The organism is Streptomyces sp. NPDC053665, from assembly GCF_055585285.1.
The window spans coordinates 401,080-419,882 of record NZ_JBVJKK010000007.1 but is presented as its reverse complement, the minus strand read 5'-3'; the positions used below and the strand labels follow the sequence as shown (position 1 = coordinate 419,882).

The window sequence follows — 18,803 nt, the reverse complement described above, 5'->3', positions numbered from 1 at the left end:
TTCCGATACGCAGCAGACTGGTTCGGTGACGATCGAGACCGGGAACGATCCGGACGTGCTCCGTAGGCTGATCGCACGCGCCCGTGTGGTGCTGTGGGACTTCGACGGGCCCATCTGCCGTCTGTTCGCCGGGCATTCGGCGGAACGCGTCGCCGGCGATCTCGTCTCCTGGCTGGAGGGCCGGGGGCTGCACGGCCTTCTCACCGACGCCGAGCGCGCCTCCCTCGACCCCCAGGTGGTGCTGCGCGCCGTGGACCGCAGGCACCCCGGCAGCGACCTCGTCGCCGAGCTGGAGGAGCGCCTGACCCAGGAGGAACTGCGGGCGACGGCCTCGGCGATGCCCACCGCGTACGCCGACCCACTGATCCGCACCTGGACGGCGATCGGGTCCCGGCCGGCGGTCACCACGAACAACTCGCCCCGAGCGGCCCGCACCTACCTGGAGAGCCGCGGCCTGGCCGACTGCTTCGCCCCGCACCTCTACGGCCGGACCGAGGAACTGCGGCACCTCAAGCCCGACCCGCACTGCCTGAACCGGGCGCTGAACGCGATGGGGGCGGCCCCGGCGGACGCCCTGATGATCGGTGACACCCCCTCCGACCACCTGGCGGCGCGACGGGCGGGCGTGCCGTTCCTGGGCTACGCGCGCACCGAGGAGAAGGCCAAGAAGCTGAGGGCGGCCGGGGCCGGGACGGTGGTGGGAACCCTGGAGACGCTGCTGCGCCTGCTGCGCGGCTGAGCCGGGCGGTGCCTCGCGCCGCCGCCTCCACCGCCGTTCAGGTGTGCGCCGGTTAGCTCACACCGGGGGAACCCGGTCCCACCTGCCCGGTTCTCCCTCGCGGGCGCGGCCCGCGGGAGTAGATTGCGTCCCCTCCCACCCCGTCGGCACCACCGGAACAGGCTGAACCAGCACATGACATCCCCGTCGGTCACCGGTGCTCGACGACGAGCAGAGGGGATGAGCGGCGACCCGAGCCTGGTCCGGGGCCCGCTCAAGGGCTACCACCACGAGACCTACGTGCTCGCTCCGCCGGGCGGGACGCGCGCCGTGAAGTTCCGTGAGCCGCGGGCCGAGATCCTTTGGTTCGACCGGAGGTGCTTCCGGTCGGAGGAGGAGCTGCTCACGGCCCTGCGCCCGCACGTCAGCCGCGTCCCGGACGTCGTCGACGTGGGCGGCATGCCCCTCCAGGCCTTCATCGAGGGACGCACGCTCGGGGAACTGCGCCGTCCGGGGCGACGCGTCCCCGGGTCCGCGTGCGAGCAGATCCTGGACCTCTTCGGCGACCTGGTCCGGGTCACCCCGGACATGCTCGACGTCGAGCGACGGTGCGAGGACGACGACCGGGCCGAGGACGGGGACAGCGACGGCTTCCTGGAGCGCTTGATCGTCTTCGTCGAGGAGCGGGTGTACGCGAGGAACGCACCGGCCTTCGCCGGGCTCTTCCACGCGCTCGGTCTCTCGGACGAATCGTTCAGCCGGCTCAGGAAGCACGTGCTCGGGCTGCGGCGGCGGGGCTTCTGCCTGCTCCACGCCGACCTGCACCGGGAGAACCTGATCCTCGACCCCGCGGGGCGGCTCTGGGCCATCGACTGGGAACTGGCGATGCCGGGCGATCCTCTGTACGACCTGGCCACCCACCTGTACCTGATGCGCTACCCCGCCGACCAGGAGCGTCGCATCGTCGCCGGCTGGCGGCGGGTCGTCGAGCGGTGCGCGCCGGGCGCCTCGAACGGCTGGGAGGAGGACCTGCCGCTGCTGCTGGACTTCAAGCGGGCGCAGTCCGTGTTCACCGACGTGATCCGGGTGGCACTGTCCTTGCGGGAGGCGGGCGGATTCGACCGGGTGGCGCTGCCCGACGCGGCCGGACGGCTGCGGAGGATCCTGACCGCCGCCGCGCCACCGCTGGGGCTGACGCAGGTGCCGAGCCGTGCCCGGATCGCGGCGGCCCTGGTCCGCTGGCACGAGGACGGGCGGGCCGCGCCGGGCGAACACTCCCTGCCGGCCGCGCCGGACGTGTACTGACGCGGAGTGCATAGGCTCCCTCCCATGAGCGAGCCCGGCCTGCGTGAGCGCAAGAAGCAGCGGATGTACCGCGTCGTGTCGGACATCGCCGTCCGGCTCTTCCTGGAGAAGGGGTTCGACGCGGTGTCCGTCGCCGAGGTGGCCGCCGCGGCGGAGATCTCCAAGCCGACGCTGTTCCGGTACTTCCCCGCCAAGGAGGATCTGGTGCTGCACCGGATCGCCGACCACGAGGGCGAGGCCGCGCGCGTGGTGCGGGCGGCGCAGGAGCCGCCCGTGGCGGCGCTGCGGCGGCACTTCCTCGAGGGACTGGACCGGGAGGACCCGGTGACCGGGCTCAACGGCCACCCGGACGTGCTGGCCTTCCACGCGCTGCTGTACGGCACGCCCTCCCTCGTCGCCCGCGCCCACGGCCACCAGGAGCGGTCGGAGGCGGCGCTCGCCGACGCGCTGGGCGGTGACCTCGACGCGCGGCTCGCGGCCGGGCAGATCATGGCCGTGCTGCGGGTGCTCGCGCTGGAGAACTGGCGGCGGATCGCGGCCGGCGAGTCCGTGGCGCAGGTGCGCCCGGACGCGGTGGCGGCGGCGCGGCGCGCGTTCGGGCGGCTGGCCGAGGCCATGCCGCCCCACCTCCGGGACCGCGTCATGGCCGATACCAGGTAACTTATTTAACTCGGTTACGTTTTTGGCGTAGGCTCGGCGGCATGACGTCGACCGAGCCCGCCCTGCAGCACGTCCTCGACCGCGAACGCGCCCACCACGAACGCTGCCGTGCCGCCCTGGCGGCCATGGTCGAGGGCGCCGGCGAGCAGGTCGTCGCCGGAGAGGACGTCTCCGCGTCCGGGGCCGACGCCGAGGTCCTCGGGTACCGGCTGCGCAGCCGGGCCAAGGCCCTGCGGGAGTTGCCCGAGGGGCCGCTGTTCTTCGGTGCGCTGCACGGCGAGGAGGGGCGGCTGCACATCGGGCGGCTGCGGATCTCCGAGCACCCGGCCGAGCCGCCCCTGGTGGTCGACTGGCGCGCACCCGTCTCGCGCGCCTTCTACCAGGCCTCGGCCCGCGACCCCCAGGGCGTCGCCGTGCGCCGCCGGTTCGGCTGGGCGCCGGGCAGCCGGGGCGACTCCGGCGACCTGACCGGCCTGGAGGACGAGCACCTGGCGCGGGGGGAGACCCGGTCCAGCGAGATCGTCGCCCGCGAGATCGAACGGCCCCGCGTCGGCCCCATGCGGGACATCGCCGCCACCATCCAGCCCGAGCAGGACGACCTCGTCCGCGCCGGCCTGGCGGTGTCGGTGTGCGTCCAGGGGGCTCCCGGCACCGGCAAGACCGCCGTCGGACTGCACCGGGCCGCGTATCTGCTCTACACCCACCCGCAGCGCATCCGGCGGGGCGGCCTGCTGATCCTCGGGCCCAACCGCACGTTCCTGTCGTACATCGCGGAGGTGCTCCCCGCCCTCGGGGAGAGCGGGGTGCGGCAGTCGACCCTGACCGAGGAGATCGCGCGCTGCCCCGTGCGCGGCACCGACGACGCCGCCGCGGCCGCGGTCAAGCACGACGCCCGCACGGCCGAGGTGCTGCGGCGGGCGCTGTACGCGCGCGTGCGTCCCGAGGGGGCCGGGCCGCTGGCCGTGCCGGACGGCTCCTACCGGTGGCGGGTGCCGGAGGCGGAGCTGGCACGGATCGTGGCCGGGGTGCGCGCGGAGGAACCGCCCTACGAGGTCGGACGGGAGCGGGTCCGGGCCAGGATCGTGCGGTCGCTGCGGGAGCAGGCCGAGCGGCGGGCCGGGCCGCCCACCAACGCCTGGGTGCGCCGCGTGGAACGGGCCCGGCCGGTGTCCGCGTACGTCGACGCCGTCTGGCCGCGGGTGCGCCCCGAGGAGGTGCTGGCCGGACTGCTCGGTGACCCGGACGCGCTGGCGGCCGCCGCCGACGGGCTGCTCGACGCCGGTGAGCAGCGGGCGCTGCTGTGGGCCCGGCCGCCCCGGTCGTGGAAGTCGGCCCGCTGGTCGGAGGCCGACCTGGTGCTGCTCGACGAGGTGGCCGGGCTGATCGGTCACCCCGAGGGTTACGGGCACGTCGTCGTGGACGAGGCGCAGGACCTGTCGCCGATGGAGTGCCGGGCCATCGCCCGCCGGGCCCGCTTCGGGTCCCTGACGGTGCTGGGCGACCTGGCGCAGGGCACGACGCCGTGGGCCGCGCGGTCCTGGCGGACGGTCCTCGCGCACCTCGGGAAACCGGAAGCGCCGGTGATCGAGCTGACGACCGGGTTCCGGGTGCCGAAGGCGGTCGTCGGGCTCACCAACCGGCTGCTGGAGCGGCTGGACGTGGACGTGCCGGCGGCGCGTTCCCTGCGCGGTGACGGGGAGCTGACGGAGCGGCGGACCACCGCGGACGGCGTGCCCGGGGCCGTCGTGGACGCGGTGCGGGACGCACTGGGGCGGGAGGGGTCGGTCGGGATCGTCGCTGCGGACGCGGACCTGCCCCGCGTGCGGGCGGCCCTGGAGGCGGCCGGGGTCGCGGCGGCCGGCCCGGACGCACTCGGCGCACGGGTCTCCCTGGTGCCCGCGCGGCTGGTCAAGGGCCTGGAGTACGACCACGTCGTGGCGGTCGAACCGGCGGCCGTCGCCGAGGCGGAGGAGCGCGGTCTGCACCGCCTGTACGTGGTGCTGACCCGGGCGGTGTCGCGCCTGGAGGTGGTGCGCAGCAGGCCGCTGCCGTTCGGGTCGTGACGGACGCTCCGCTCCGCTCGGCGCTGTGCCGTCAGTCCTGCTCCGCGAACGCGCCCTTCGGCCCGAAGGCCGCTTCGGCGAAGCGTTCGCCGATGCGCCGGTGGGTGGCCGCGTCGGGGTGGACGTGGTCGGGCAGGGGCAGCTCGGCCGCGTCGGAGGCGCCGTAGAGGGTGAGGCCGTCCAGGTAGTGCAGGTGGGGGTCCTCGGCGGCGCGCCGGGCGGCGATGCGGGACAGCTCCTCGCGGATCGCGGAGAGGGTCAGCTTGCCCATCGCCGTCTCGGCCGGGTCGCCCATGGCGGCGAACGCCATGCGGCCCTTGCCGAGCTCCTCGACGTCCGGGGCGGTCGGGCCGGGGGTGTCCTCGTGGAGGGCGCAGTGGATGGGGGAGACCAGCAGCAGCGGGGTGTCCGGGTGCCCCTCGCGGATGGTGTCCAGGAACCCGTGCACGGCCGGGCCGAAGGCGCGCCGCCGCATCACGTCGTGGTTGACGATGTTGATCCCGATCTTGACGCTGATGAGGTCGGCCGGGGTGTCCCGCATGGCGCGTGCCGTGAACGGGTCGAGCATCGCGCTGCCGCCCAGGCCGAGGTTGATCAGCTCCACCCCGCCGAGCGACGCGGCGATCGCCGGCCAGATGGCCGTGGGGCCGGCCGCGTCGGACCCGTGGCTGATCGAGCTGCCGTGGTGCAGCCACACCCGGCGGCCCCGGTCCGGCAGCGGCTCCACGGGCGCGTCGGTGCGCAGGGCGACGAGTTCGGTGGTCTCGTTGTGCGGCAGCCAGATCTCGACGTCCTTCTCGCCCTCGCGCAGTCCGTCGAAACGGACCGTGCCGACCGGGCCGTGCGTGACCTCGCTCCGCCCGGTCTCCAGGTCGACCAGGAGGCGGTTGCCGCCGCTCCCGCAGGCCTGGCCGGCCGGGCGGCCGTCGACCAGCAGGTCGTACCGGCCGTCCGGGCGGTCGGGGAAGCCGGTGTAGTCGCGCTTGGTGCGCAGCGTGTCCAGCTCGACGGCGGTCGCGGAGGTACGGAACGCCAGCCGTACGCCGGAGGGCTGGGCCTCGGCCATCGCCAGCTGGGCGTCGGTGTTCTGGGCGCGGGCCCGGGCGGGCAGCCGGTGCGGCAGCAGGCCGTGCTCGGTGCGCTCCAGGTCGAGGGCGCCGCGCAGCAGGGCGGCGGTGATCGGCGTGGTGATCCAGTCGTGCTCGGTGTGCATCGTGTCAGCCTCGGGGATCCGTAGGGGGCGCGGGCCAGTTGCGCAGCAGCGTGTCGAGGGCGTCGAGGATCCGGGCCCAGGTCGCGTCGGTGTCGGGGGCGCTGTGGCTGAACCCGCCGCCCAGTTCCAGGCTCACGTAGCCGTGGAAGACGCTGCCCAGGAGCCGGACCGCGTGGGTCTGGTCCGGTTCCGTCAGGTCGTAGCCGCGCAGCAGCGCCCGGGTCATCCGGGCGTGCCGGACGCCGGCGCTCGCGGCCGCCGTCTGCGGGTCCAGTCGCAGCTGGGCCGCCGCGTAGCGGCCGGGGTGCTCCCGGGCGTAGTCGCGGTAGACGTCGGCGAGGGCGGTCAGGGCGTCCTTGCCGGAGCGTCCGGCCAGGGCCTCGGCGGCCCGGTCGGCCAGTTCCGTCAGGGCGAGCAGGGCGATCCGGGTCTTCAGGTCCTGGGAGTTGCGCACGTGCGAGTACAGGCTCGCGACCTTGACGTCGAACCGCCGGGCCAGTGCCGAGACGGTGACCTGCTCGAAGCCGACCTCGTCGGCCAGCTCGGCGCCCGCCTCGGTCAGCCGCTCCGGCGTCAGTCCCACACGCACCATCAGCGCTCTCCTCTCTACCTGAAGAGAGTGTGCCCCTGCCTAAAGCTTTTAGGCAAATGGCTTCTGCTCTCGGCCGCCGCGGCGGGTCTTCCCCCAGGGCTTGAGGACGGAGACCACCGTCATGAAGACGTAGGCGGACAGCGACACGACCGGGCCGAACAGCACGTCACCGGCGTCCGGCAGCGGTCCGCCCGCGGTGACGGCGGCGACCGCGGAGTCCATGCCGGGGCGCAGCGCGAGGACCGTGGCGGTGACCGTGCCGAGGGTCAGCCAGAACTTCGTGTACACCCACCGGTACCGGGCCAGGCCCCACTTCGTGCCCAGCGACAGCACCAGTCCGCTCAGCAGGGTGAGCAGCGCGGCGGGCAGCAGCAGCCAGTCCGCGAAGAGCTTCATGGTCCGCACGCAGGCCTCCACGGTCGCGGACGAGCCGGTGGTGGCCGCGGTGGCCCCGAGCGCGAGCAGCCCGAGCGTCAGGCCGAGCCAGCCGGCGGAGGCGACGACGTGCACGCAGAGCAGGGCCCGGCGGGCGGGACGGGAAAGTGTCGGCGCCGGGCTGGGCCTGCGGGCCGGCTTCGGGGCGGTGTCCATGCGAACCACGCTGCCGTGCGCCGCCGCCGGGGGCGTCCGGCGGCGGGAGTATCCCGGCATACCGGGATCGGCGTACGCGCCGCGCGCGCCGTCCCCTACCGTCACGGCATGACCGAGCCCTCCTACCTCGCCGCCGTCCGGCACTCCTACGACACCGTCGCCCGGGCCTACGCCGAGCGGGTGCCGCGGCCGCAGTCCCTGGACCCGGTGTCCCGTGCGATGCCGGCGGCCTTCGCCGATCTGGTGCGGGCCCGGGGCCCGGTCGCCGACCTGGGCTGCGGCCCGGGAAAGGTGACGGCCCACCTGGCCGCCCTCGGCGTCACGGTGTTCGGCGTCGACCTGTCGCGGAGGGCCCGTCGACCCGAAGGACGGGCACGTTCCTGGCGCACCGGCCGGAGGGCTGAGCACGCGGACGCGTGGTGGCCGTGGCAGGGCCATGCTGAGGCCCCGGCGTGGTGTGGCGCACTTTTGCAAGCAGGTGCTTGCAATAGTTAGCGAGGTGGGGCACTGTGAGGGCATGGCAACGCTCAACGTCGGCAATCTCGGTGACTATCTGCGCGAGCAGCGGCGCAACGCGCAGCTGTCGCTGCGGCAGCTCGCCGATGCCGCCGGGGTGTCCAACCCGTACCTGAGCCAGATCGAGCGCGGCCTGCGCAAGCCGAGCGCGGAGGTGCTCCAGCAGGTCGCCAAGGCCCTGCGCATCTCCGCCGAGACGCTGTACGTCCGGGCCGGCATCCTCGACGCCGAGCGCGACCGGGACGAGGTGGAGACGCGTGCCGTCATCCTCGCCGACCCGACGCTGAACGAACGGCAGAAGCAGGTGCTGCTGCAGATCTACGAGTCCTTCCGCAAGGAGAACGGGTTCACGGGTGGCGACGGCGGCACCGTGCCCGGCGGGTCCGCGGTGCTCGGCGTCGTGGACGGCGACGGCCCGGCCGAGGCGGCGACGGAGGCGGACCCGCCCCGCGGCGACGGCGACGGCGACATACCGGCGGGCGGTGGCGGCCGTTCCCCGGGGCGGCGCAGACGCGCCGACGACAGCGGTGCCTCCGCCCGTACGACCGGCGGCGCACGCGCCCGCCGCCCCCGCAGCACCGACGGCGGTACGACCGCCGGCAGCGACACCGACCCGCAGCAGACGGCCGGCTGAGCCGGACCAGGGCACCGGCCGCCCCCTGCGGATCACACCCTCAGCGAACCCTCGAAGCGACACAGAATCCGGGAGGACCATCACCATGGCCATCACCGACGACCTGCGCAAGACCCTCAGCGACCCGACCCCGCTCTACTTCGCCGCGGGCACCGCCGACCTCGCCTTCCAGCAGGCCAAGAAGGTGCCCGCCCTGGTGGACCAGCTGCGCTCCGAGGCCCCCGCGCGGTTCGAGGCCGTACGCAACACCGACACCAGGGCCGTCCAGGAGAAGGCCTCCGCCCGCGTCAAGGAGACGCAGGAGAGCCTGCAGAGCAAGGTCACCGGGTTCCTCGGCTCCGTCGACATCAAGAAGCTCGGCAGCAACCTGGACGCGGACCTGAAGAAGCTCGGCGAGAGCGCCCAGGACCTCGCGCTGCGCGGTGTCGGCGTGGCCGCCGAGTACGCCGTCAAGGCCCGCGAGACCTACGAGAAGGTCGCCGAGCACGGCGAGCAGGCCGTGCGCACCTGGCGCGGGGAGGCCGCCGACAGCATCGAGGACGTCGCCGAGGGCGTCGAGGAGCTGGCGATCGCGGTCGAGCCGAAGCGCGAGCCGGTCGAGGTCAAGGAGGAGCCGGCCAAGCCCGCGCAGGTCATCGCCTCCGAGGCCAAGGCCGCCGCGGCGAAGAAGACGCCCGCCGCCAAGAAGACCCCGGTGCGCAAGCCCGCCACGGCGAAGAAGACGACGCCGCCGGCCAAGTGAGCCGCAGCCGCCGACGCGGGCCGGGCACCCTGGGGGTGTCCGGCCCGTTGTGCGGGTACGGTGACCGCGTAGGGACGAGCCGAGCCGGGTGGTGGACGTTGTGCTGATGCAGGGCTTCCAAGGGTTTCTGTGGCTTCTGAACGTGGCGTTGACCGTGTTCAGCGCCTTCGCGCTGATCGACGCCGCGGTGCGCCGGGAGGACGCCTACCGCGCGGCCGACAAGAAGACCAAGCCGTTCTGGCTGATCATCCTCGGGCTCGCCCTCGTCGTGAACCTGCTCTTCCCGATCCTGTCGTTCCTGCCGATCATCGGCCTCATCGCGACGATCGTGTACATGGTCGACGTCCGGCCGGCGATCCGCGCGCTGCCCGGCGGCGGCCGCAGCCACCGCGGCTCCAGCAGCGACGGCCCGTACGGCCCGTACAACGGCGGCCGGTAGCGGCACGCGGCTCGCGCCGCGGCCCGCACGCGGGCGGCCCGGCCGTACGCCCTACGGCACCCGGTCCAGCAGGAGCACCGCTACGTCGTCCGTCAGCTCGCCGCCGTTGAGGTCCCGGACCTCGTTCACCGCCGCCTGAAGCAGCTGCTCGCCCCGCAGCCCCTCGGCGAACTGGCGGCGGACCATCTCCGTCATGCCCTCCTGGCCGAGCCGCTCGCGACCCTCACCGATGCGGCCCTCGATCAGGCCGTCGGTGTAGAGCATCAGGCTCCACTCGGCCCCCAGCTCCACCTGCATCCGCGGCCAGCGGGCCCGGGGCAGCAGGCCGAGGGCCGGGCCGTTGTTGTCGTACGGCAGCAGCCGGGCCGGCCGGCCCGGGCCCGCGAGCAGCGGGGAGGGGTGGCCCGCCAGGCACAGGCCCGCGCGACGGCCGTCGGGCGCGATGTCCACCGTGCACAGGGTCGCGAAGATCTCGTCGTCGGCCCGCTCGTGCTCCAGCACCTGCTGGAGCGTGCCCAGCAGCTGGTCACCGCACAGTCCGGCCAGCGTCAGCGCGCGCCACGCGATGCGCAGCTCGACCCCGAGGGCGGCCTCGTCCGGGCCGTGACCGCAGACGTCGCCGATCATGGCGTGCACCGTGCCGTCGGGGGTGCGGACGACGTCGTAGAAGTCGCCACCGAGCAGGGCCCGTGAGCGGCCCGGGCGGTACCGCGCGGCGAACCGCAGCGGGGAGCCCTCCAGCAGGGGCGTCGGCAGCAGGCCGCGCTCCAGACGGCGGTTCTCCTGGGCCCGCAGCTTGCCCTCGGCGAGCCGGCGCTCGGCCGACTCCGACCGCTTGCGCTCCACGGCGTAGCGGATCGCGCGGCTGAGCAGCCTGCTGTCCAGCTCGTCGCGGAAGAGGTAGTCCTGGGCGCCCACCCGCACCGCCTCCGCGCCGCGCTCGGCGTCGCCCGAGGCGGTCAGCGCCAGTACGGCGTGCCGGGGCGCGAGCTCCAGCACGTGCTTGAGCACGGCGAGCTCGTCATCGGAGTCGCTGCGGCCGGGCGCGGGCAGCGCGAGGTCCAGCAGGATGCAGTGGACGTCGTCGGTCAGCAGCCGCGCGGCCTCGGTGAGGTTGCGGGCCGTGCGGACGCGGATCGGCTTGCCGGCCTCGTCGAGCATGTCCGGCACGATCGGCGAACCGGCCGGATCGTCCTCGATCAGCAGCAGCGTCAGATTGGTGTGGGCGGTGTGCTCCACCCTTTTCGTGGTGTTCCCGGCGGTGTCCGGCGTGCGGGCCGCGCCCGGGGTGTCCGTGACGGACTCCTCGGCGGATCCGCCGCGCGGGGACGCGGCCTGCGCCTGACCACTCTCCGCGGCCGGGATCGCTCTCTGCCGCGGTATGGGTACGGGCATCGTCTTGGGTTCCTTCCCTCCCCCCGAGGGCATGGCGGGGCGAGGGACCTCGACCCACCGACGGGGACCATAGCGGGTGTCGGCGCCGCAGTGGAATGGTGCGAGCCACGGCCCTGGGTGATCGGCCGGTGTCATATGCCGCGATATGTACCGCAGTTGGACAGCCCTGGAATGCTGCGGCAATGACGAACGTCACGTCGGCGCTTGGTCGGGTGGGGTGTTCGGGGTGCGGTGGGTCACGTGGGCCAGGTCACGGGCGGTGCACCGGTGTCCGATATCCGGTGCCTTGGTGCTTGGTGCTTGGTGCTTGGTGCTTGGTGCTTGGTGCCTGGTGCTTCCATGTCCGCGCCCGTGCCCCGTGCCCGTGCGGTGTCAGCCCGCGTCGGGGCGGACCACTCCGAGGATCGGCATGGTCCCGGCCCCCGCGACGGTGATGTCCCGACCGGGCCGGGGGGCGTGCACGATCGCCCCGTCGCCGATGTACATCCCGACATGGCTCGCGTCACCGAAGTAGATGACGAGGTCGCCGGGGCGCATGTCCGCGACGGCGACGTGCCGCAGCCGCTTCCACTGCTCCTGCGAGGTGCGCGGGATGCCGCGGCCGGCGGAGATCCAGGCCTGGGACGTCAGCCCCGAGCAGTCGTAGCTCCTGGGACCCTCGGCGCCCCACTGGTAGGGCTTGCCGATCTGGGCCGTGGCGTAGGCGACGGCCTTCTTGCCCTGTGCGGAGGCCTTGGCGCTGATCTCGGACAGGGCACCGGAGTCGAGCCAGGCGGTCTGCGCCTTCTTCGCGGCCGCCTTCTCCAGCTCCGCGAGGCGCTCCCGCTCCTCCTCCTGCAACTCCGATTCGAGCTGCTCCGCCTGCGCGATCTGCTTCTCGATCTTCTTCTGGGCGGCGGCCTTGGCCTTGCGGCCCGCTTCCAGCTTCTTCCACTGGGCGGAGGCGTCCTTCGCGTACTGCTCCAAATCCTGCTGGGTGCGGGACAGTTCGCCGAGCAGTCCCTTGGTCGCGTGGTGGCCCTGGCGGACCCGGCCCGCGCCGTCGAGGAAGTCCTGCGGGTCGTCGCTCAGGACGAGATGCGCCTCGGGAGGCAGCCCGCCACCGCGGTACTGGGCGGCCGCCGCCGCTCCGGCACGGGCCTTGAGCTGCCGGAGCCGCTCCTTGCCCTCGACGATCTTCCTGGCCAGCTTGACGACCTCTTCGGACTGCTTGTCGGCCTTCTCCTCGGCGGCGTTGTACTCGTCGGTGGCGCGCGCGGCGGCGCGGTAGAGCCGGTCGAGCCTCTCGCGCACGGCCTCGAGGTCCCTGCTGGGCGCGGGCGCGGGTGTGGGGGCCGCGCTCGCGGTGGGCGCCGGGGGTTCCGGAGCGGCGAACGCCGTGCCCGGTGCCGCCAGCACGGTGACCGCGCAGACCACGGCCACGGCCGTCGCGATCAGGCCACGCCTGCCCGTACCCATACTCCAGCCCCCAAACTGATTAACCGTCAGTAACAACCGGTCCGCCTGGGGATGCTGCCACGTCCTGGCGTGAAACGACAGAGGCAGTACTTCCCGCCGCCCCCGCGCCGCCATGCCCCCGGCATGGCGATCTCCCCGCCTGTGTGACGAACGACTCACCGGGATCGTTCCACCGGGGCCGGATCACGCGCGGGGTGCCAACGCCTCCCAGCGCACGGTCACTTCGCCCTGCCGCCAGCGTGCCGGGCCGTCGGTCACCGGCCAGTCGGCCGTGAGGTCCCGGACCGTGCGGATCCAGCGCTGGCGGGCCCCGTACGACGCGTACGGCGCGGCGGCGGCCCAGGCGCGGTCGAAGTCGCCCAGGAAGGCGTGCACCGGCTCGCCCGGGACGTTGCGGTGGATGAGCGCCTTCGGCAGGCGTTCCGCCAGGTCGGAGGGGCGTTGCAGCGAGCCCAGCCGGGTGGCGAAGGTGACCGTGCGCGGGCCCTCGGGGCCGAGCGCGACCCAGACGTGCCGGCGCCCGATCTCGTCGCAGGTCCCCTCCACCAGCAGCCCGCCGCGCGAACCGGTCACCGGGTCGGCCGGGGCGAGCCGCCCGCACAGCCGCTCCCACACGCCCGCGACCTCGGCCTCCTCGTACTGCCGCAGCACGTTCGCCGCGCGGATGAGCAGGGGCCGCTGCGGCAGCGGGACCTCGAACCCGCCGTGCCGGAAGACCAGCCCCGGCCGCTCGTAGGGCCGGGCCGCGGCGACCCGGGCGGGCTCGATCTCCACGCCCACGACCCGGGTGCGGGGCGCGGCCGTGCGCAGCCGCTGGAGCAGTTCGACCGCCGTCCAGGGCGCGGCCCCGTACCCGAGGTCGACGGCCACGGGGTCGGCGGCGCGCCGCAGTTCCGCGCCGTGCGCGGCCGCGATCCAGCGGTCCATGCGGCGCAGCCGGTTGGGGTTGGTCGTCCCGCGCGTCACCGTTCCCACGGGGCGGGCGCCCGTACGGGCAGTCATGGCTACGAGGGTATGCGGCTGCCCGCGGTGGCCCGTGCGTCGCCCGGACCGCCCGGTGGTGCGGCGCGGAGGGGGGGCTGGTTGCTCCAGGGCCGGTGACGCCGCAACCGCTCGAACGGTTGAGCGAGATCGGTAATGGATCGGCAAAATACGGCGCGGCAGGAATGGGAATCACTCGCTCCCGTGTTGCACCCGCTTGGAGGGAAGAGCGCACCCTCCGGCCGGTATGCCCGCAGCCAAGGAGGATCGCCCCGTGAGCCAGTACATCGGCAGGCTCGGGCGGCGCTCCGCGCCCGGGCGCCTGCGGCTGCACCGCAGGCCCCGCCGGGTCGCCATGCTCTCCGTGCACACCTCCCCGCTCCACCAGCCCGGCACCGGCGACGCCGGCGGCATGAACGTCTACATCGTCGAGCTCGCCCAGCGCCTGGCGGCCCTGGGCATCGACGTGGAGATCTTCACGCGCGCCACCGCCGCCGCCCTCCCGCCCACCGTCGACCTGGCCCCCGGCGTCCTGGTCCGGCACATCGACGCGGGTCCCTACGAGGGCCTCAACAAGGAGGACCTGCCCGCCCAGCTGTGCGCCTTCACGCACGGCGTGATGCAGGCCTGGGCCGGCCACCGGCCCGGCTACTACGACCTGGTCCACTCCCACTACTGGCTCTCCGGCCACGTCGGCTGGCTCGCCGCCCAGCGCTGGGGCGTGCCCCTGGTGCACGCCATGCACACCATGGCCAAGGTCAAGAACGCCAACCTGGCCGACGGCGACAGCCCCGAGCCCGCCGCACGGGTCATCGGCGAGACACAGATCGTCGCGGCCGCCGACCGCCTCATCGCCAACACCGAGGAGGAGGCCGGCGAACTGGTCCGGCACTACGACGCCGACACCGCCAAGGTCGCCGTCGTCCACCCCGGTGTGAACCTCGGGCGCTTCACACCCGCCGACGGCCGCGCCGCGGCCCGGGCCCGGCTGGGCCTGCCCCAGGACGCCCTGATCCCGCTCTTCGCGGGCCGCATCCAGCCCCTCAAGGCCCCCGACGTGCTGCTGCGCGCCGTGGCCGTGCTCCTCGACGAGCGTCCCGAGCTGCGCTCCCGCATCCTCGTGCCGGTCGTCGGCGGCCCCAGCGGCAGCGGCCTCGCCAAGCCCGAGGGGCTGCAGAAGCTCGCCGCGCGCCTCGGCGTCGCCGACGTCGTGCGGTTCCGCCCGCCGGTCGGCCAGGAACAGCTGGCGGACTGGTTCCGTGCCGCGTCCGTATTGGTCATGCCCTCCTACAGCGAGTCCTTCGGCCTGGTCGCCATAGAGGCCCAGGCGGCGGGCACCCCCGTGCTCGCGGCCGCGGTCGGCGGCCTGCCGGTCGCCGTGCGCGACGGCCACACCGGCTTCCTCGTGCAGGGCCACAACCCGGCCGACTACGCGCGCGTGCTGCGCGCCTTCGCCGACGACCCGCACCTGGCGTCCCGGCTCGGCGACCAGGCGGCCCGGCACGCCCGGTCCTTCGGCTGGGACACCGCGGCCGCCGCCACGGCCGACGTCTACACGGCCGCGATGCAGTCCCATCGCCGTCGCGTACGCTCGCTGCATGGGTGAAACCGATCGGGAACAGCGTGCGGCGCAGGTCATCGAGGCGGCGTTCAAGGACGCCGAGCTGGAGTGGGAGAGCCCCGAGCCCGGGACCTACGTGGCCCAGCTCCCCGGCAGCCGAAAGCTGAAGACGACGGTCTCCCTGATCGTCGGCCGTCACTCCCTGTCGCTCAACGCCTTCGTCATCCGCCACCCCGACGAGAACGAGCAGGGCGTCCACCGCTGGCTCCTGGAGCGCAACCTCAAGCTGTACGGGGTGAGTTACGCCGTCGACCAGCACGGCGACGTCTACGTCACCGGCCGTCTCTCCCTGGACGCCGTCACCGCCGAGGAGATCGACCGTCTGCTCGGCCAGGTCCTGGAGGCCTCGGACGGCAGCTTCAACACCCTGCTGGAGCTGGGCTTCGCCTCGGCGATCCGCAAGGAGTACGACTGGCGGGTGTCGCGGGGCGAGTCCACCCGGAACCTGGACGCCTTCACGCACCTGACGCAGCGCCCGCAGCGCTAGAGTCCGCAGCGCTAGAGTCCGCAGCGCTAGGGTCCGTAGCGCTAGGGCGCCCGCAGGGCTAGGGCCCGCGGAGCCGGACCCGCGGAGCTAGGACCCGAACGACCGGCCCCGGGACCCCTGGCGGTACCGCCCGGGCGGCACACCCACCAGCCTGCGGAAGTGCCGGGTGAGGTGCGACTGGTCGTAGAACCCGGCCGCCACCGCCACCTCGCCCGGGGAACGCCCCTCCAGCAGCAGCCGCCGCGCGCGACCCACCCGCAGCGACGTCAGATACTGGTGCGGAGCGATGCCGTACGCGGCGCTGAACGCCCGTACGAGGTGGGCCGGGTGGCTGCCCGTCAGGTCGGCGGCCTCCCGCAGGGCGATGCCCTCGACGACTCGCTCGTCCAGCAACTCGCGCAGCCGGCGGGCGAGGGCGGGGTCGGCCGGGCGGGACCCTCCGTCCCCGCCCCGCAGATGCGCGCGCAGCCGCTCCCCGACGAACAACAGCCTGCTCTCGGCCTCCAGTTCGTCACCGGACCGCAGCAGCGCGCCGTGCACCTGCCCCACGCGCCGCCGCAGCAGAGGATCGCGCAGATCGGGTCGGTCGACGGCGGCGCCGATCAACTCGTCGCCCAGGTACGTCCCGTCCAGGTACAGCACCCGCTTGCGGAAGCCCTCCGGGCTGACGGGGGAGCCGTTGTGCGGCACGTGCGGCGGCAGCAGCGACACGGTGTCGTGCGGCGTGCCGTGCTCGTGCCGGTCGAGGTCGTAGCGCACGGCACCGGTGTCGACGATCAGCAGCGTCCACGCGTCGTGGACGTGCATCGGGTAGGCGTACTCGGTGAACCGGGCGTGGAAGACCTCGACGACACCGCTGACGGGGGGCCGCCAGGCGGAGACGATCCTGGAGGACTCGGAGGCCATGCAAAGAACGTACAAGACCCCGGCCGGACCCGCCGGGCACGCTCGGACCATGGACACCGCACCGATCACCGCACCGGACACCGCACCGGACATCGCGCCCGCCCCGATCCGCTTCGACACGAAGATCGCCGTGCTGCTGCGCGACGACCTGGAGCCCTGGCAGCGGCTGAACGTCACGTCCTTCCTGGTCAGCGGACTGGGGACGCACCTGCCCGAGGTGATCGGCGAACCGTACGAGGACGCGGACGGCGTGCCCTACCTGCCGATGTTCCGCCAGCCCGTCCTGGTCTTCGAGGCCACCAAGGAGACCCTGACCGCCGCCCACGCCCGGGCCCTGGCCCGCGCCCTGCCCCGCGCGGTCTTCACCTCCGACCTCTTCGGCACGGGCAACGACCGGGACAACCGCGCGGCCGTCCGGGCGGTCCCCACGGCGGAACTCGATCCGGTCGGGCTGGCGGTGTACGGCCCGAAGAACGCGGTGGACAAGGTGCTGAAGGGAGCGCGGATGCACCCGTGAAGTTCCGGACGCACCCGCGCGACGGCCGCCGGCCGACTAGGGCGTACAGGCGGCGGCGATCGACAGGCTGTTCTCGTACAGGTGGTGCCGGGTGATCCGCCCGTCCTCCACGGTGAGCCGCAGGGCGAACGGGCCCGAGAACGACTTGCCCGTCGCCCGCACGGTCCCCGACAGATGCCCCGTCAGTACGGCGTCCGGCCCGTCCACGAGCAGCGTGTCGACGGAGGCCCGGGCGTCCTCGGGCACCGTGTACCGGGCCAGTTCCTCGCCCTGAGCGGCACATTCGGCGGCGGTCGACCGGGGCCGGATCCACGGCACGGCGGGGTTCTCGGCCAGCACCCAGTCCACCTCGTCGGCGAACAGGGCGGTCAGGCCCGCGGTGTCCCCGGCGAGCCGCAACGCGAGGAAGCGCTGCACGACGGTACGGGTGGCGTCTGCGGTTTCGGTGGTGCCGGTGTGCGTCGTCATGGGGACAGCGTGCAGCGGACGGGCCCGGCGGGTCGATGACGCCGGAGGTAATGCGGCCCGCACCGTGCCCTCACTGCCCGACCCGGCCGTCGATGCGTTCGCGCAGCAGGTCGGCGTGGCCGCAGTGCCGGGCGTACTCCGCGATCTGGGCCACGAGGAGGTCGCGGAGCTGGTGCCGGCCCCCGGGCTCGGGACCGAGGTCGGAGTGGCCGGCGTTGCAGGCGGAGAGGTCGGTGGCACCGGCGAGGTAGCGGTCGGTGCGTGCCACCTCCGTACGCCACTGCTCCCAGGCGGCGTCGACGGTCTCCTGGTCGGGCGCCGCCCCGTTGAAGTCGCCGTCGCGGTCCTGGTCGGTGCGGTACAGCCGGGGCGCGTCCTCACCGGCCATGACCCGCCGGAAGTGCCGTTCCCCCTCGGTGAGGTGCCGCACCAGCCCGAGCAGGGACATGGTCGACGGCGGCGCGGAACGCGAGGCCATCTGCTCGGCGTCCAGCCCCGCGCACTTCATCTCCAGGGTGAGGCGGTAGGACCGCAGGTAGTCGAGCAGGATCCCGCGCTCGTCGACCGGCTCCGCACCGCTCTCCCGGGGATCGTCGTCCGGATCCACCCACATGTCGGGATAGACGGTCGCCCGAGTCCACCGCCCCGCAGCCCCGCCCTGCCCCTGCTCACCCGTCTCCATCCCGGCATGGTGACCGCCCGGCCACAGCCCCCGCCACCGAATTACGCCAAGCCAGCCCACAGGCCGAAGCCCCGCCCCACCGACCAGCTCCCGCCCCGCGAATTCCGGGCCGGGGGGCCCATGGCGTCCTCCTACTTCTACCCATGGGGCGTGCCGGCTATTTTGGCGAGCTGTATTTTCTCGGCCCGGGTTGCAAAGGCCACTTGGGTCAAGGCCACGACGCTCCCGGCACGGCCTACTTCGGCAGGGCCTGTCCCTGGTCCGTCACGTAGTAGTTGTGCTCGCACTCCAAAAACGCAGCCTCCGACACATTGAACGGACCGCCGGCCTGTTGAGTGCAGAATTTGAACAGGAGTCGACTCTTCTGCGCGGCAGATACCCCAGCAGGCTGGTTGTCCTGCTGCCTGCTGTTCTGCGGCTGATTGCCCGTGTGCCCCTGCACCCATGGTTCCGGGGAGGAGGAACCCGAGCCACCGTGGGAGCCCAGGATCGCTCCGCCCAGGAAGAATGAACCCGCAGCAATGGCTACGACGCCTGCCGCCATGGACATAGGCCTCCTCCACCAAGGCCTCTCCAGCTTCGCCAGGATGCGCTGGTACTCCGGGTCGTTCTCGTACTCATCCCGCCACCGGTACCGGACCCGTTTCACGGTCACCCCCACCCCGACTGGCACCTTGATCGTGCACGGGAAGTCGGGCGGCACAGGTTATCCAAGAGATGTGCATGCGCTCTACACGCCCGACCGAACTTCGGCCCGGGGGTGCGCGATTCGTCCACGTTCCCGTTGCGGGCGCCGACATGCTTCCCTCTGCCTT

The 18,803-nt window shown here is 73.4% G+C and carries 20 protein-coding genes and 1 pseudogene; 11 read left to right on the top strand and 10 right to left on the bottom strand.

Going from position 1 to position 18,803, the window contains the following annotated elements:
• Window positions 1-25: 25 nt before the first annotated feature.
• The 4 genes from ACZ6ZN_RS27735 to ACZ6ZN_RS27720 all read left to right on the top strand — a co-directional run bounded on the left by ACZ6ZN_RS27735 (window position 26) and on the right by ACZ6ZN_RS27720 (window position 4,746).
• The gene (locus ACZ6ZN_RS27735) at window positions 26-739 is read left to right on the top strand and encodes an HAD family hydrolase (protein ID WP_469650406.1); all 714 of its coding nucleotides are present in this window, start codon (window positions 26-28) and stop codon (window positions 737-739) included.
• A 219-nt stretch (window positions 740-958) separates the two neighbouring features.
• Window positions 959-2,023: a phosphotransferase gene (locus ACZ6ZN_RS27730; RefSeq protein ID WP_469650404.1), complete on the top strand. Its 1,065-nt coding sequence runs from the start codon at window positions 959-961 to the stop codon at window positions 2,021-2,023.
• A gap of 24 nt (window positions 2,024-2,047) precedes the next feature.
• Window positions 2,048-2,683, top strand: coding sequence for a TetR family transcriptional regulator (locus ACZ6ZN_RS27725; protein WP_469650402.1), 636 nt, complete (start codon window positions 2,048-2,050; stop codon window positions 2,681-2,683).
• A 41-nt stretch (window positions 2,684-2,724) separates the two neighbouring features.
• On the top strand, window positions 2,725-4,746 hold the full coding sequence (locus ACZ6ZN_RS27720) for a HelD family protein (RefSeq protein WP_469650400.1): 2,022 nt from the start codon (window positions 2,725-2,727) through the stop codon (window positions 4,744-4,746).
• A gap of 31 nt (window positions 4,747-4,777) precedes the next feature.
• Here ACZ6ZN_RS27720 and ACZ6ZN_RS27715 read toward each other — a convergent pair whose 3' ends face one another.
• The 3 genes from ACZ6ZN_RS27715 to ACZ6ZN_RS27705 are packed head-to-tail and all read right to left on the bottom strand — an operon-like array spanning window position 4,778 to window position 7,142.
• On the bottom strand, window positions 4,778-5,959 hold the full coding sequence (locus tag ACZ6ZN_RS27715) for a GDSL-type esterase/lipase family protein (protein WP_469650398.1): 1,182 nt from the start codon (window positions 5,957-5,959) through the stop codon (window positions 4,778-4,780).
• 4 nt (window positions 5,960-5,963) lie between these two features.
• Window positions 5,964-6,551: a TetR/AcrR family transcriptional regulator gene (locus tag ACZ6ZN_RS27710; RefSeq protein ID WP_398110861.1), complete on the bottom strand. Its 588-nt coding sequence runs from the start codon at window positions 6,549-6,551 to the stop codon at window positions 5,964-5,966.
• Window positions 6,552-6,599: 48 nt separating this feature from the next.
• Complete coding sequence (locus ACZ6ZN_RS27705) at window positions 6,600-7,142, bottom strand: DUF2269 family protein (protein WP_469650396.1); 543 nt, start codon at window positions 7,140-7,142, stop codon at window positions 6,600-6,602.
• 108 nt (window positions 7,143-7,250) lie between these two features.
• Between ACZ6ZN_RS27705 and ACZ6ZN_RS27700 the strand changes: the two are divergent.
• From ACZ6ZN_RS27700 to ACZ6ZN_RS27685, 4 genes and pseudogenes are all read left to right on the top strand, one after another.
• Window positions 7,251-7,487 (top strand): annotated as a pseudogene (locus ACZ6ZN_RS27700) (methyltransferase domain-containing protein); the annotation flags it as partial.
• 172 nt (window positions 7,488-7,659) lie between these two features.
• Complete coding sequence (locus tag ACZ6ZN_RS27695; RefSeq protein ID WP_469650395.1) at window positions 7,660-8,292, top strand: helix-turn-helix domain-containing protein; 633 nt, start codon at window positions 7,660-7,662, stop codon at window positions 8,290-8,292.
• An 85-nt stretch (window positions 8,293-8,377) separates the two neighbouring features.
• Window positions 8,378-9,034, top strand: a complete 657-nt coding sequence (locus ACZ6ZN_RS27690; RefSeq protein ID WP_398110863.1) for a hypothetical protein — start codon at window positions 8,378-8,380, stop codon at window positions 9,032-9,034.
• A 106-nt stretch (window positions 9,035-9,140) separates the two neighbouring features.
• Window positions 9,141-9,473 carry a DUF2516 family protein gene (locus tag ACZ6ZN_RS27685; protein ID WP_398110864.1) on the top strand — a complete coding sequence of 111 codons (333 nt, stop codon included), beginning with the start codon at window positions 9,141-9,143 and terminating at the stop codon, window positions 9,471-9,473.
• 51 nt (window positions 9,474-9,524) lie between these two features.
• Here ACZ6ZN_RS27685 and ACZ6ZN_RS27680 read toward each other — a convergent pair whose 3' ends face one another.
• The 3 genes from ACZ6ZN_RS27680 to ACZ6ZN_RS27670 all read right to left on the bottom strand — a co-directional run bounded on the left by ACZ6ZN_RS27680 (window position 9,525) and on the right by ACZ6ZN_RS27670 (window position 13,328).
• Entirely contained in the window at window positions 9,525-10,868 is a 1,344-nt protein-coding gene (locus ACZ6ZN_RS27680; protein WP_469650392.1) for a PP2C family protein-serine/threonine phosphatase, read from the bottom strand.
• Between the two features lie 372 nt (window positions 10,869-11,240).
• Window positions 11,241-12,326, bottom strand: coding sequence for a C40 family peptidase (locus ACZ6ZN_RS27675; RefSeq protein ID WP_398110866.1), 1,086 nt, complete (start codon window positions 12,324-12,326; stop codon window positions 11,241-11,243).
• Between the two features lie 183 nt (window positions 12,327-12,509).
• A complete protein-coding gene (locus tag ACZ6ZN_RS27670; RefSeq protein ID WP_469650390.1) occupies window positions 12,510-13,328 on the bottom strand; it encodes a class I SAM-dependent methyltransferase in 819 nt (272 codons plus the stop codon).
• Between the two features lie 253 nt (window positions 13,329-13,581).
• On the opposite strand from ACZ6ZN_RS27670, the gene mshA reads away from it, so the two are divergent.
• Window positions 13,582-14,913, top strand: a complete 1,332-nt coding sequence (mshA, locus tag ACZ6ZN_RS27665) for a D-inositol-3-phosphate glycosyltransferase (protein ID WP_398110868.1) — start codon at window positions 13,582-13,584, stop codon at window positions 14,911-14,913.
• On the top strand, window positions 14,906-15,415 hold the full coding sequence (locus ACZ6ZN_RS27660; protein WP_398110869.1) for a type III secretion system chaperone family protein: 510 nt from the start codon (window positions 14,906-14,908) through the stop codon (window positions 15,413-15,415). Before mshA ends, ACZ6ZN_RS27660 begins: the two co-directional genes overlap by 8 nt.
• A gap of 87 nt (window positions 15,416-15,502) precedes the next feature.
• Here the strand turns inward: ACZ6ZN_RS27660 and ACZ6ZN_RS27655 are convergent, their stop codons facing one another.
• Window positions 15,503-16,321: a helix-turn-helix domain-containing protein gene (locus ACZ6ZN_RS27655; RefSeq protein ID WP_469650387.1), complete on the bottom strand. Its 819-nt coding sequence runs from the start codon at window positions 16,319-16,321 to the stop codon at window positions 15,503-15,505.
• A 49-nt stretch (window positions 16,322-16,370) separates the two neighbouring features.
• Between ACZ6ZN_RS27655 and ACZ6ZN_RS27650 the strand changes: the two genes are divergently transcribed.
• Window positions 16,371-16,838: a DUF2000 family protein gene (locus ACZ6ZN_RS27650; RefSeq protein WP_469650385.1), complete on the top strand. Its 468-nt coding sequence runs from the start codon at window positions 16,371-16,373 to the stop codon at window positions 16,836-16,838.
• Window positions 16,839-16,874: 36 nt separating this feature from the next.
• Here ACZ6ZN_RS27650 and ACZ6ZN_RS27645 read toward each other — a convergent pair whose 3' ends face one another.
• The 3 genes from ACZ6ZN_RS27645 to ACZ6ZN_RS27635 form a co-directional block, all read right to left on the bottom strand.
• Window positions 16,875-17,306 (bottom strand): nuclear transport factor 2 family protein, encoded by a 432-nt coding sequence (locus ACZ6ZN_RS27645; protein ID WP_398110872.1) that lies wholly within the window; start codon window positions 17,304-17,306, stop codon window positions 16,875-16,877.
• Window positions 17,307-17,376: 70 nt separating this feature from the next.
• Complete coding sequence (locus ACZ6ZN_RS27640) at window positions 17,377-17,988, bottom strand: DinB family protein (RefSeq protein WP_469650383.1); 612 nt, start codon at window positions 17,986-17,988, stop codon at window positions 17,377-17,379.
• Between the two features lie 235 nt (window positions 17,989-18,223).
• The gene (locus ACZ6ZN_RS27635) at window positions 18,224-18,532 is read right to left on the bottom strand and encodes a hypothetical protein (RefSeq protein WP_469650382.1); all 309 of its coding nucleotides are present in this window, start codon (window positions 18,530-18,532) and stop codon (window positions 18,224-18,226) included.
• Between the last annotated feature and the right edge of the window lie 271 nt (window positions 18,533-18,803).